The organism is Brachybacterium sp. (assembly GCF_052095815.1).
GTDB lineage: Bacteria > Actinomycetota > Actinomycetes > Actinomycetales > Dermabacteraceae > Brachybacterium.
Genome location: NZ_JBQDLF010000026.1, coordinates 15119 through 27405, shown reverse-complemented (window position 1 = coordinate 27405; position 12287 = coordinate 15119). Strand labels below are relative to the sequence as shown.

Below are 12287 nucleotides of genomic sequence, written 5' to 3'. Positions count from 1 at the left end.
CCGGAGTCAGCCGGCGATGGTCAGCCCACCGGGATCAGGCAGCGGGGATCTCGAACTCGCCGCGGAACTCGGGGACGGTCTCGTCCTCGCCGAGGATCTTCATCTCCGGCCGAACGTAGGCGCCCTTGAGGGTGTCCCCGGTGGTCTCGACATAGATCGGGATATAGCCGGTGCCCTCACCGTCGCTGCGCGGGGTGCCCTCGAAGTACGTGAACCCGGCCGCGGTCAGCTCGTCGTCCGCGGTGCTGGCGTAGTTGACCTCTTCACCGCCGTCGTCGAGGAAGAAGTCCTGCTGGCTGATGACTCCGCCGAACTGGTCGCCGGCGGTCACCTTCACCTCGAGGTAGATCATCTCGCCGTCAGGGTTATCGCTGGCCATGTAGTACTCGGTGTCGTTGCCGCGCACCGCGGAGACGATGGTGATCACATCGCCGGTCTCCTCGTCGGTGAACTCGGTGCCGATCTCCACCACGGTGCCAGCCTCAGCGCCCGCGGCGTCATCACCGGCTGCGTCATCATCGTCCGCGGCCTCCTCGGTGTCCTCGGCGTCCTGAGTGTCGGCGGTGTCCTCGGTGTCTGCGGACTCCTCGGCGTCGGCGTCTTCCGGCTCCGCCTCCTGCTCGGTGACCGCGGCGGGCTGCTCCTCGGCGGGAGCTTCGTCCGTACCGCCGCAGGCGGTCAGGGCCAGCATGGTGGCGGCGGCCAGAGCGGCGCCGCGGGCAATGATCGTGCGGGACATGGAGTCCTCCTTCTGCGGGCCGGGGTACGGCGAAGGCCGTTCCCCTGCGTTGAGGAGCTGCACGGTCGCGCGGCCCCGGTCCTCGGCGCGGGACCGGTGTTGCGGTCCCTGGCCTGTGACGATGCGTCGAGCCTAGGAAGGTTACACGATTCGCGCCATGGGGAGGAGCACCCGTGCAGAGCTGCCCAGTCAGAGGTCCCCATCGCCACTCGCCACCCGCCATTCCGTCCTTCCGCCTGACACCAGCGGCACCCACAGCCCGGTGCCACCACCAATCTGTCTCTCACGAGTTCTTCAACGCCCTACAGCCGTTCGGGCCTCGCCAGGGACAGAGTTCTGGTGGCGGGTGATGTGCTGGGGCTGCCTGGCTTACTGGTGGCAACTGACGTGCTGGTGGTGCCTGACGTGCTGGTGCCGCGCTCAGCGCAGCGCCAGCTGCTCGACCTTGCGTCGGCCGAAGGCACCGACCTCATCGATGGCTCGGAGGATGTCCTGCTGGGTTCTCTCCCAGTCGTGCCACACCTGCGCGTAGCTCAGCCGGAGCACCTGCAGCCCGTGTCGAATCGCCCGCAGATCTCGGCGCCGGTCCCGGCTGAAGGCATCCTCGCCGTCGTGGAACTCCCGGCCGTCGATCTCCAGGAAGAGACCGCCGACGTAGGCATCCAGCAGCCCGACCCCGTCCACGAACACCTGCTGTTCGACCTGGAAGTGCCGCCGACGCAGCCAGCGCGCCACCCTCGTCTCCGATCCCGAGTCGCTGGCGGCGGACAGAGTTCCGATCCGTGAGCGGACTGCGTCAGGGGCATCGTCGAGCAGTTGCTGCACGGCCGCAGGGGACAAGAGCCGGCGCTCCATCGCGGACTCGAGAAGTACCGCGGCGGTCTCCCCGCTGCAGCAGCGGAGCGCATGCTCGAGGGTGAGAGACACGGAGGCGACCGCATCCTGCTCTGGCCAAGATCTGACGCGGGGGAGATGAGTGATCATGCCGTCGGGGACGGCACGCTCATCGCCATAGCGGTAGACGTGAAGCAGGTGTTCCTCGGCTGGAGTGTCATCCGGTGTCCACAGCCCATGCAGCCGGGCAGCATCCACGCAGGTGAGACGAAACCCGGCGATGAGCGCGCGGATCACGTCAGGGGAGGCGGAGGGCCGCGCGATCCAGCCTCGGGCCACGCGCTGCAGCTCGCCTCGCTCGAGAGCGGCTCGCATCGTCCACGGAGTGAGGCCGAAGACGACAAGTTCGCTGCGCCGAGCAATGCCGAGCTGCCTCGCGGTGAGGTGCAAGGTTCCTCGACGCCGACGGTTCGGGCGGAAGGGAGGCCCTGCGCTCGCCGGCAGGATCAGTCGACTCGGTCCGTACATGTCCCGAGTCTCGGCAACGACGGGGCGCAACGGGGCGAGACCGTCATCGCTGTGGACAACGTGGAGGTGGGGAGGAACCGTCGCGGACGGAAAGGCCGCTTGCGCCGGGCAGAGCACGACAGGTTCCACCAGAAAACGGTCTGTGGTGAGGTTTGAACGGTGTAGAGCCGTTCAACCCTCACCACAGACAAAGTACTGGTGGCCCGTACCGGTGACCCACGCGGGGCCGGTATAGGAGGCGGCCCGTGCGGGAGCTGGCCGGTGCGGGAGCTGGCCTGCGCGGGAGCTGGCCCGAACGGCAGCCACCCCGGCAGCCAGCCCGAACGGCAGCCAGCCCGGCGGCCGGCTGCCCTCAGCGGGTCACCACTCCAGGATCTGCCAGCGCTTCTTCTTCGCAACCGCGTAGAGGCCGAGGTCCGGGGCGACTGCGGCGGGGGTGCCCACCAGCTCGAGCCAGGCGGCGTCGGCGTGGGAGTCTCCGTAGCCGTAGGAGGTGGACAGGTCCGCGCCGTGCAGGTCGGCGTACTTGCGCAGCCAGTTCGCGCGGGCCTCATCGACCAGCGGGGGAGTGGCCAGGTAGCCGGTCATCACCCCGGAGGTGTCTTCGTCCATGTGAGTGGCGATGACCTCGTCGAACAGATCGGCGAGCGGCTCGACCAGCACGTCCAGCGCGCCGGAGACCAGCACCGTGCGGTGCCCGGCGGCGCGGTGGCGCTCGATGGTCTCGAGTGCCTCGGGGAGGATCGAGGCCCGGATCCGGCGCCCGGCCTCGCCCTGCATCAGGGTGCGCAGATCTGCACTGCGGTACCCCTTGTAACGGCGGTTGACCAGGCGGATCAGCTCTGAGCGGTCGCGCTTGTCGGCACGCAGGTAGCCGGGGACAGCGGCCAGCAGGCCGCCGATCTCCGCCGGCCAGGTGCGGCGCGGCTTGGTGGCGCGGACCACGGCGAAGTACTGCTGGACGATGTTGGTGGAGAGCACAGTGCCGTCGAGGTCGAACACGGCCAGCGTGTTCTCGGAGCGCTTCAGCTCGGGGACGGGGCGGGAGGCCCGCTTCTTCTGGGCGGACTTCGCCCGGGAGTAGGCCTTGGTGAGGTCCGTGACCGCGGGCAGGTGCTGCTGCTGGAAGTAGTCCTTCCAGACCAGGCCCTTGATGTCGAAGTCATGGGTCTCGAGGAAGGCGGCCGGCAGCTCCTCGCGCAGCGCCCGAGTGTTGGCGTCGTCGAAGACCATCTCGGTCTTCGTGTAGTGCCGGTACAGCTCGATGTACTTGCGCAGCATGGTCAGGCCCGAGGTGGCCTTGTGCAGGCTGGCGGTCCATTCCCGGGTGCGCTTGGTGGCCGGGAGGTAGGCGACCGCGGCGGAGCCGAGCTTCGCGGAGAGCTCCTTGGCACGGAACCGCTGCTCGACCATCTCGACGGCGGGGAAGGACCATTCGGGCACCGGGATCGGACGGCCCTTGTCATCCTCGAGCGGGTACTTCACGAAGTACTCGCGCACCGCGGTGACCATCTCGTGGAAGGGCAGCGGGTTCGACGCGCCGGAGACCACCTGGAAGTAGGCGTCGTCGCCGCGGCGGGAGACGTCCTGGGTGGCGAGCGCGACGATCACGTTGACGACGTGGTCCACGGGGATGACGTCGAGGATCGAATCGGCCAGGCCCGGGAACTCCTGCAGCACGCCGCGGCCGTAGGCCATGATCAGCGGGTCGGCGACCTTGTAGCCGTCGATCCAGCCCGGATAGGGCTTCTTCATCGCGGATTCGATGATGGAGGGGCGCACGAAGGAAACGCGGTGCCCGTTGCCGGCCCACAGCTCCTCGGCGACCTGCTCGGCCATCGCCTTGGTGAAGGTGTAGATGTCGGTCCAGCCCACGGACTGGGCGCGGGTGCGGCCGAAGTCGATCAGGCGCTCGTCGACCCATTCGCGGCGCGATTCCTCGGAGGCTGCGGCGACTGCCGAGGGGCCCATCCGGCCGTGACGGCCCTTGGCGGCATTGATCTGGGAGCGCAGCGTCTCGGGGCGGCGGGACTCCGCATCGACCCGGGCGCGGGCCTGCATCGCGGCCTCGTACTCGGCGCGCCAGTCGACGTCGGCCTGGAGGGAGCCCTCCTGGCGCAGACCCTTCGCGATGCCGCCGACGTAGGCGGTGGAGACATGGATGACGTGCGGGTCCTGGCCCGAGGCCAGCAGCGCCTCGTACAGGTTCCGGGCACCGCCGACGTTGGTGCGGAAGGCGTCGTCGATCGGCGGGTCGAAGGAGACCGAGGAGGCCGAGTGGATCACGGTGTCGAAGGGCTCCGTGATCGCGGGCATATCGGTGAGGTCACCCTCGAGCACGCTCACGCGAGCGTCGAAGATCTCCTTCAGCTGTGCCTTGCCGTCGACCGGTGCTTCGTCGGTGCCCTCAGCGCTCAGCAGCTCGGCCCAGGAGGAGAAGACAGGCTTGCGCAGCAGCTGCTCGAGCCGCTTGCGCCCGGTGACGGAGCCCTTGGGGCGCACGACGGCGGTGACATGGGTGTCCGGCGTGGTCTCCAGCAGCGAGCGGAGCACTGCCTGGCCCAGGAAGCCGGTGACTCCGGTCAACAGGATCCGACGCCCTCCGCTGGTGGTGCCGCCGGAAGCGGTCTGAACGGCGGGGGCGGTGGTGTGGGTCATGGGATCCTCTGTGGACGGGTACGGCGGGGCGCGGGTTCCGGGGCCACACGGGTCGCGCGCGGGAGCCCTGCGGTGCTCCCACCAGGGAGCTTCTCCGCGCTGGTCAGGGCCTCGCTAGTGTATCGTAGCCGCCATGCATAGGGCCCTGATCACCGGCGGCACTGCAGGCATCGGGGCCGCGTTCGCCAGAGCGTTCGCGGGCCGGGGGACAGCTCTTGTGCTGGTCGCGCGGAACCCTGAGCGCCTGGAAGAGGCCGCCGCGCAGTTCCGTCGCGAGTACGGCGTCGAGGTCGAGACGATGGTCGCCGACCTCTCCGACCGCGACGCCCAGCAGCGCGTCGCCGACCGCCTCGAAGCGTCCGCCGATCCCGTGGACGTCTTCGTCAACAACGCCGGGTTCTCGGTGAGGGCTTCGCTGCTCGATGAGGACCTCTCGCAGCACGACCTCGGCTTCGAGGTGATGATCCGAGCGGTGCTCAAGCTGGGCGGCGCCGCCGGGCGGGGGATGAGCGCCCGGGGTCGGGGCTGGATCATCAACGTCGGTTCCGTCTCCGCACTGGTCACCCAGAACAACTACTCCGCCATCAAGGCGTGGGTGGGCAACTACTCGGAATCCCTCGGCGTCCAGCTCATCGGCACCGGCGTACAGGTCACGGCGCTGATGCCGGGCTGGGTGCGCACGGAGTTCCATACCCGCGCCGGGATCAAGGGCTCCTCGATCCCCGGTGTGCTCTGGCTCGAGGCCGACCGCCTGGTCGAGGACTGCCTGCGGGACGTCTCCCGCGGGAAGCCCGTCTCGATCCCCTCGAAGCGCTGGAAGGGGATCGCGGCGGTGCTGCGCATGACTCCGCGCGGTCTGGTGGCCCGGCTGAGCGCCCTGCTCAGCCATCGCCGGAAGCGGGAGAAGTGATCGCGTGACCTCTGAGGACACCCCGCAACCCACCGACCCGGCCGACGGCACACCTCCGGCCGACGGGACACCCCCAGGCGACGGCGCGGCTGCCGCCGAGGTCACGGGCCCCGGTGAAGGCTCGCTGTCCGCCGACGAGACCCGCCGCGCTGCAGCCACTGCGGAACCCGTCTCCTCGAAGGTGCGCGGGAGGCGGACGCTGAAGTCGCTGTCCGCGCGCTCCCGGGGGGAGGGCTGGGAGAGGCCCCAGGGCGATCTGGCCAAGTACCGCTCGCAGGCACGGGCCGCACTGCGCTTCGTGGCGCAGCGCGGGTTCTTCGGCGCGGTGGTCGGCTCGAACCTCACCACCTCGAAGGTGGTCCACCGCCGGGTGAAGACCGTGCGCGGTCCGTTCGTGCTGGTCGCGAACCATTCCAGCCACATCGACGCCCCGATGCTGGCGCGCGGCCTGCCCTGGGCGCAGGCACGCTTCCTGTCCACCGGAGTCGCGGCGGACTACTTCTTCAACGTCTGGTACCGCCGGCTCTTCGTGCGGATCATCTTCAACGCCTTCCCGATCGATCGCGGCGGCTCCCGCAAGCACTCCGGCACCTCCCGCAAGCTGCTCCGCGCGGGCGTGCCGATCCTGGTGTTCCCCGAGGGGACCCGCCAGCTGGACGGGAAGATGGCCGACTTCAAGCCCGGCGCCGCCGCACTCGCGATCGGGGTCGGCGTGCCCGTCGTCCCCGCCGCAATCATCGGAGCCCACGAGGCGATGCCCAAGGGGCGCAGCTGGCCGAAGCCGGGCCGCCCCCCGGTCGCCGTGGTCTTCGGTGAGCCGATGATCTCCCACGAGGACGAATCCGCGGTGGATTTCTCCGCCCGGATCCGGGCCCGGGTCAAGGACCTGTACGACGAGCATCACGACGAGGTTCTGGGCAGCGCTGTCCGGGACGAGGAGGAATCCGCATGAGCGACCGGCTGAGCGCACGCGAGGTCAAGCGGCATAAGTGGTGGGGCTGGGGTCTGAGCGATGTCACCTTCCGCTACGACAACAAGCCCGCCTTCGCCCCGCTGGCGAAGAACAAGATCGGGGTGGACCTGGCTGCCAAGAGCACCCCCGTCACGCCTGTCCTGTCGGACTTCGAGGTGCCCGCGAGCCGGCTGCCCGCGCCCGTGCGCTCACTGCTGACCAGCGTGGTCGGCGAGGAGAGCGTGCTCGAGGACGACGAGGTCCGGGTCGTGCATTCCTTCGGCCGCTCCCTGCCGGACCTGTTCCGCGTGCGGGCCGGCGACTTCGCCCGTCTGGTCGACGCGGTCGTCTACCCCGCCTCCGAGGAGGAGGTGGCCGCGCTGCTGAAGGTCGTGCTGGAGCAGGACCTGGTGCTGATCCCCTACGGCGGCGGGTCCAGCATCTCCGGCTCCGTCACGCCGGACATCTCCGAGCAGCGCCCCGTGATCTCCCTGAACCTCGGCCGGATGCGCGAGGTGCTCGAGATCGACGACACCGCGGGCCTGGCCCGGGTGGAGGCCGGTGCCTACGGCCCGGACCTGGAGGAGCAGCTGAACGCCGAGGGGTGGACCGTCGGCCACTTCCCCGACTCCTTCGCCTATTCGACGCTCGGCGGCTGGGCCGCGACCCGCTCCTCGGGCATGCAGTCCGACAAGTACGGGGACATCGAGGACATCGTGCGCGGCCTGCGCATGGTCCACCCCGACGGCGTCGCGGTGACCAAGCCGATCCCCGGCCGGGACTCGGGCCCCAGCGTGCACGAGATGATCCTGGGCAGCGAGGGCCGCCTCGGCGTCATCACCGAAGCCACCGTCCAGGTCCACCGCCTGGCCCCGGTGCGCCAGGTCATCGCCTACATGTACCCCGACTGGGAGCACGGCATCCGCGGCATGCACGCGATCGCCCGCTCGACCGACGTGAAGCCCACCTTCACCCGCCTCTCCGACGGACCCGAGACCGAGTTCAGCCTCTCCATGGTCAAGGAGCCCAGCTCCACGAAGGGGAAGGTCGCCGCGAAGGTGCAGGACGGCCTCTTCGCCTACCTCCGCTCCCAGGGCTGGGACACCACGAACGAGATGTCGATCTCCTACGTCTGCTTCGAGGGCTCGAAGGCGGCGGTGGAGCAGCAGAAGTCGATCGTCAAGAAGATCGTGAAGAGCAACGGGGGCATCACCCTCGGCGCGGGACCCGGCGCGATCTACGACCAGAAGAAGTTCGACACCCCCTACCTGCGTGACTTCCTGATGAACTACCAGGTCTTCGGGGACGTCTGCGACACCGGGGCGACCTGGTCGAACCTCAACGCGGTCCACGCGAAGGCCTACGAGGCGTTCTACTCGGTGCAGGAGGAGCAGGGCCTGCCGGGCTTCATGTTCTGCCACATGTCGCACAGCTACCACGCAGGGGCCTGCCTCTACTTCACCTTCGCCTTCCCCTACTCCTCCGACGAGCAGGCCCTCGAGCAGTACTACGCCGCCAAGAGCGCCGTGCAGCAGACCTTCATGGATCTGGGTTCGACGGTCTCGCACCACCACGCGGTGGGAACCGAGCATCAGCCGTGGATCACCGAGGACATCGGTGAGGTGGGGGTGCGCATGGTCAAGGGGCTGTTCGCCGACAACGACCCCGGCCGGAACCTGAACCCCGGCAAGGTCACCACCCCCTGACGGGAGCGCTGATGAACCAGCTCTGGGTGCTCCGCCACGGTGAGTCCACCGCGAACGTGGAGGGCTTGATCGTGTCGGTCCCCGGGCCGCGCGCGCTCACCGAGGTGGGGCTGACCGCGCGCGGTCGTGCCCAGGCCCGCGAGGCCGCCCGGGACGGCGCCGCGCGGGGCCTGGGACCGGAGACGCTGGTGATCTCGAGCGACTTCGCACGCGCTCTCCAGACGGCTGAGGAGTTCGCCGCCGGTCTCGGCGCCGCCGCGCCGCGGATCGATCAGCGCCTGCGTGAGCGCAGCTTCGGCGATCACGACGAGGGTCCAGCCGACGCCTATGAGCAGGTGTGGGGCATCGATCGCGATCGCGGCACCCATCAGGACGGGGTCGAGCAGGTCGCGGCGGTCGCTGCGCGCGTGCTCGCGGTGCTGCGCGAGGCTGACGAGCTCACCCCCGACGCGCCGGTGGTGCTGGTCGCCCACGGCGACGTGCTGCAGATCGCGCTCACGCTCGCAGCCGGGGCAGATCCCCATGACCACCGCGAGCAGTCGCATCTCGGCAATGCCGAGCTGCGACTGCTCGGGCCCGCGAGAGGCATGCCTGCCAGTGACGTGCCCGCCAGGGAGAAGAGCCGATCATGACCGTGCAGTTCCCCGGCGGAGCGGCGCTCACGGTGCGCGGCGACGTGCGCTCGGCACGCACTGCCCTCGACCAGTTCTTCCTCGGGCGCGGCTGGAGCGCTCAGGAGCGCAGTCCCGGTCGCATCGACTACGAGCGGGGCAGCCGACGCCGCAGCGTGCTCCTCGGCGCTTTCGCCGGTCGGAAGTTCCACCTCACCGCACCGATCGAGCTGCGAGAGGGCCCCGGCGTCACCGAGATCCGATACGTGTGGGGCGAGTCCGCCGGCCGTGCGCTCGGCGGAGCCTCCGGGCGGGCCCGCGCCTCCCGCGTGCACCTGGAGACGCTGACCGCTCTCGAGCAGCAGCTCGGGGCCGACGGACGGCTCGTGCAGGTGCGCAAGTTCTGACCGGCCCGTCGGTCGGCGCCGGGCTGAGGGTGGGCCGGGGCGAGGGTGCGTCGGACTGACAGTGCGCCGCGCCGGTGGCGCGCCGGGCCGATGGTGCTGAGTCCCGAAGGAGGCATCGGCCCGGCATGTCCGGGGCACAGTGCCCCTGTGACGGCCTCGGGGCAGGTCTGGCTGCCCCGAGAAGTGCAGGCCCCTTCGCCATTGAAGGAGCCTGTGTTCGACCATAGCCGTCCCGGATGAGAAACAGATCACATCCCGGTCACGGTTCCCGAGGCCAGCGGGCCGACCAGGCCTCCGCAGGCGCAGAGACACGGTTCCTCCGCAGCGGGTCCCGGGCGGTGCGGGCGCGCCTCTACGATGGTTCCAGCGTCTTCCGAGACGGCCCACGAACCCTCAGCGACAGGATGAAGAACCCCATGGCACTGCGCATCGCCGTCTTCGGTGAGAACCGGCACGAGAAGGTCGACCCCACGGTGCAGGAGATCTATCCCGACGGGATGCACACCGTGATCGCGGAGGCTCTGCGCTCCCTGCTCGCGGCCGACGGGATCGAGGCCGAGGTGCGGATCGCCCTGCTCGATGACATCGAGGAGTCCCTCTCCGAGGAGGCGCTCGCCGAGACCGACGTGCTCACCTGGTGGGGCCACATGGCGCACGAGGATGTGCCTGACGAGATCTCCGAGCGGGTGGTGCGCCGCGTCCACGAGGGCATGGGCCTGATCCCGTTGCACTCCGCTCACTACTCCAAGCCGTTCAAGGCGCTGATGGGCACCACCTGCAACCTGCTGTGGCGCAACGAGGGGGAGGAGGAACGGGTGTGGACCGTCAACGGCTCCCACCCGATCGCCCGCGGCGTCCCCCATCCGATCGTCATCCCCGCGCAGGAGATGTACGGCGAGATGTTCGACATCCCCGCCCCCGACGAGCTGGTCTTCGTCTCCTCCTTCGCCGGGGGAGAGGTGTTCCGCTCCGGTGCCGCCTTCCGCCGCGGCAAGGGGAAGGTCTTCTACTTCAGCCCCGGCGACCAGGAGTATCCGGTCTACCACCAGGCAGAGATCCAGCGCGTGCTCGCCAACGCCGTGGTCTGGGCCCGCCCCGAGGAGCGCGAGGCGGCACCGGTGAAGATCGCGAACGCCCCGCGCGACTGGTTCCGCGGCGGTGAGGTCCCGCGTGTCATCTGAGCGCTCCGCCCGCACGCTGACCGACACCTCCGGCGCCCCGGCGCCCGCCGTCGAGCGCACCGGCTTCCCACTCCTGCCTGCGGACCGTCCCGCCCGCGTGGTGGTCGTCGGCGCCGGCGGGATGGGCAGCTGGTGGGCGCGGGAGATCGTCGCCAGCGGGGTCGCCGAGCTGGTGGGCGTCGCCGATCTGGTCGAGGGCGCGCCGCAGCGGGTGATCGAGCAGTCCGGGGTCGCCGACCCCGCGAGCGTCGCCACCGGGGCCGACGGCGTCGACCTCGCCCTCGAGGTCGGTGCCGACCTGCTGGTGAACCCGACCGTGCCGCTCGCGCACCACCCGGTGACCGTGAAGGCGCTGCACGCCGGGATCCCGGTCCTCGGCGAGAAGCCCGTCACCGAGACCCTCTCCGAGGCGCTGAGCCTGGTCGCGCACACCGAGCTGACCGGGGTGCCGTTCATGGTCTCCCAGTCCCGGCGGTTCTTCCGCCAGGTGCGGCAGCTGCGCAGCTTCGTCGCTGCTCATGGGCCGACGGTGATGACCAGCGCGTTCTTCTCGCTGTTCGTCGAGCACGACGGGTTCCGACGCACCCAGCACCATCCGCTGCTGCGGGACATGGGCATCCACGCCTTCGACACGGCCCGCTACATCACCGGTGCCGATCCGGTGGCGGTCACGGCGCGCGGTGCCCGGCCCGACTGGAGCGTCTACTCGCACGACGCGACGGTGAGCGCGACCTTCGAGATGACCGATGGATCCCTCTTCGCCTATCACGGCACCTGGAACGCCCGGGGCCTGCCGACCTGGTGGAACAGCGAGTGGCGGATCGCCGCCCAGCACGGCTCCGCCACCTGGGACGGCACCGGAGCTCCGGTGCTGGGCACCGAGGACGAGGAGACCACCGCCCGCCTGCAGGCGGAGGTCGCAGCGGAGGACGCCCCGGAGCCGGACCAGATCGCAGCGTCGCTCGTGGAGTTCGTCAGCGCCCTGCGCGAGGGTCGCACCCCGATGTGCGAGGTGCGCGAGAACCTGCTGAGCTTCGCGATGGTCGAGGCCGCGGTGGCCTCCGTGGAGAGCGGACAGCGAGTCGAGATCGACGTGCTGCTCGAACAGGCGCGCGTCGAGGCGATCACGGCGGAGACGGATCCCGCGGCCCGGGAGCTGATGCAGTCCTGGACCTCCGTGCGCGAGGTGCTCAGCGCATGAGCATCACCTTCGCGCGTCTGGACCCCGTCGGCGCAGATCATGACGCCCTCGTCGATTTCATGACGCGGAACGAGTTCCCGTTCCATGTGCGCACCCGCCCGCGGGCCGCCGATATCGAGGGCCTGATCAGCAAAGGCGCCTACCGGGATGAGGACAACGACTCGTTCTGGATCGATCACGGAGAGCTGGGACGCATCGGCTTCCTGCGCCTGGAGGATCTGAGCGACGAAGACCCGCTGTTCGACCTCCGCCTGGACACCCCGTTCCGCGGACGCGGCCTCGGCCTCCAGATCCTGCGCGCCGTGGCCGACCACGTCTTCCGCACCATGCCGAGCGTGAATCGCTTCGAGGGGCAGACCCGCGAGGACAACATCGCGATGCGCAAGACCTTCCACCGCGGCGGCTGGGTCAAGGAGGCGCACTACCGGGAGGGCTGGCCGGTGGATGGCGGGACGCCGCTCGCCTCGGTCGCCTACAGCATCCTGCGACGCGACTGGGAGACCGGGGAGACGACCACGTTCGTCTGGGACGACCTGGTCCTCTGAACGGCCGTGACGGGC

11 protein-coding genes are annotated in these 12287 nt (G+C 69.8%); 8 read left to right on the top strand and 3 right to left on the bottom strand.

The window, feature by feature from the left end:
* Positions 1 to 34 precede the first annotated feature (34 nt).
* From ACTH43_RS11305 to ACTH43_RS11295, 3 genes are all read right to left on the bottom strand, one after another.
* Positions 35 to 739, bottom strand: a complete 705-nt coding sequence (locus tag ACTH43_RS11305; protein ID WP_441444996.1) for a hypothetical protein — start codon at positions 737 to 739, stop codon at positions 35 to 37.
* 420 nt (positions 740 to 1159) lie between these two features.
* Positions 1160 to 1564, bottom strand: a complete 405-nt coding sequence (locus ACTH43_RS11300; protein WP_441444995.1) for an endonuclease domain-containing protein — start codon at positions 1562 to 1564, stop codon at positions 1160 to 1162.
* Positions 1565 to 2461: 897 nt separating this feature from the next.
* Positions 2462 to 4759, bottom strand: coding sequence for an HAD-IB family hydrolase (locus ACTH43_RS11295; protein WP_441444994.1), 2298 nt, complete (start codon positions 4757 to 4759; stop codon positions 2462 to 2464).
* 133 nt (positions 4760 to 4892) lie between these two features.
* Between ACTH43_RS11295 and ACTH43_RS11290 the strand changes: the two genes are divergently transcribed.
* From ACTH43_RS11290 to ACTH43_RS11255, 8 genes are all read left to right on the top strand, one after another.
* Entirely contained in the window at positions 4893 to 5669 is a 777-nt protein-coding gene (locus ACTH43_RS11290) for an SDR family NAD(P)-dependent oxidoreductase (protein ID WP_345076374.1), read from the top strand.
* A 4-nt stretch (positions 5670 to 5673) separates the two neighbouring features.
* Positions 5674 to 6621, top strand: a complete 948-nt coding sequence (locus ACTH43_RS11285) for a 1-acyl-sn-glycerol-3-phosphate acyltransferase (protein WP_441444993.1) — start codon at positions 5674 to 5676, stop codon at positions 6619 to 6621.
* Positions 6618 to 8327 carry an FAD-binding oxidoreductase gene (locus ACTH43_RS11280; protein WP_441444992.1) on the top strand — a complete coding sequence of 570 codons (1710 nt, stop codon included), beginning with the start codon at positions 6618 to 6620 and terminating at the stop codon, positions 8325 to 8327. The genes ACTH43_RS11285 and ACTH43_RS11280 overlap by 4 nt, the downstream gene beginning before the upstream one ends.
* An 11-nt stretch (positions 8328 to 8338) precedes the next feature.
* Positions 8339 to 8959 (top strand): histidine phosphatase family protein, encoded by a 621-nt coding sequence (locus ACTH43_RS11275; protein WP_441444991.1) that lies wholly within the window; start codon positions 8339 to 8341, stop codon positions 8957 to 8959.
* On the top strand, positions 8956 to 9345 hold the full coding sequence (locus ACTH43_RS11270; protein WP_441444990.1) for a hypothetical protein: 390 nt from the start codon (positions 8956 to 8958) through the stop codon (positions 9343 to 9345). Before ACTH43_RS11275 ends, ACTH43_RS11270 begins: the two co-directional genes overlap by 4 nt.
* A 416-nt stretch (positions 9346 to 9761) precedes the next feature.
* Positions 9762 to 10526, top strand: a complete 765-nt coding sequence (locus ACTH43_RS11265) for a ThuA domain-containing protein (RefSeq protein ID WP_441445022.1) — start codon at positions 9762 to 9764, stop codon at positions 10524 to 10526.
* Complete coding sequence (locus ACTH43_RS11260) at positions 10516 to 11727, top strand: Gfo/Idh/MocA family protein (RefSeq protein ID WP_441444989.1); 1212 nt, start codon at positions 10516 to 10518, stop codon at positions 11725 to 11727. The genes ACTH43_RS11265 and ACTH43_RS11260 overlap by 11 nt, the downstream gene beginning before the upstream one ends.
* Entirely contained in the window at positions 11724 to 12272 is a 549-nt protein-coding gene (locus ACTH43_RS11255) for a GNAT family N-acetyltransferase (RefSeq protein ID WP_441444988.1), read from the top strand. Before ACTH43_RS11260 ends, ACTH43_RS11255 begins: the two co-directional genes overlap by 4 nt.
* The last annotated feature ends 15 nt before the right edge of the window (positions 12273 to 12287 follow it).

Excerpts from the sequence above, each read along its gene's own strand:
- ACTH43_RS11305 (WP_441444996.1), bottom strand. The coding sequence starts at position 739 with ATGTCCCGCACGATCATTGCCCGCGGCGCCGCTCTGGCCGCCGCCACC.
- ACTH43_RS11295 (WP_441444994.1), bottom strand. The coding sequence starts at position 4,759 with ATGACCCACACCACCGCCCCCGCCGTTCAGACCGCTTCCGGCGGCACC.
- ACTH43_RS11290 (WP_345076374.1), top strand. The coding sequence starts at position 4,893 with ATGCATAGGGCCCTGATCACCGGCGGCACTGCAGGCATCGGGGCCGCG.
- ACTH43_RS11280 (WP_441444992.1), top strand. The coding sequence starts at position 6,618 with ATGAGCGACCGGCTGAGCGCACGCGAGGTCAAGCGGCATAAGTGGTGG.
- ACTH43_RS11275 (WP_441444991.1), top strand. The coding sequence starts at position 8,339 with ATGAACCAGCTCTGGGTGCTCCGCCACGGTGAGTCCACCGCGAACGTG.
- ACTH43_RS11270 (WP_441444990.1), top strand. The coding sequence starts at position 8,956 with ATGACCGTGCAGTTCCCCGGCGGAGCGGCGCTCACGGTGCGCGGCGAC.
- ACTH43_RS11265 (WP_441445022.1), top strand. The coding sequence starts at position 9,762 with ATGGCACTGCGCATCGCCGTCTTCGGTGAGAACCGGCACGAGAAGGTC.
- ACTH43_RS11255 (WP_441444988.1), top strand. The coding sequence starts at position 11,724 with ATGAGCATCACCTTCGCGCGTCTGGACCCCGTCGGCGCAGATCATGAC.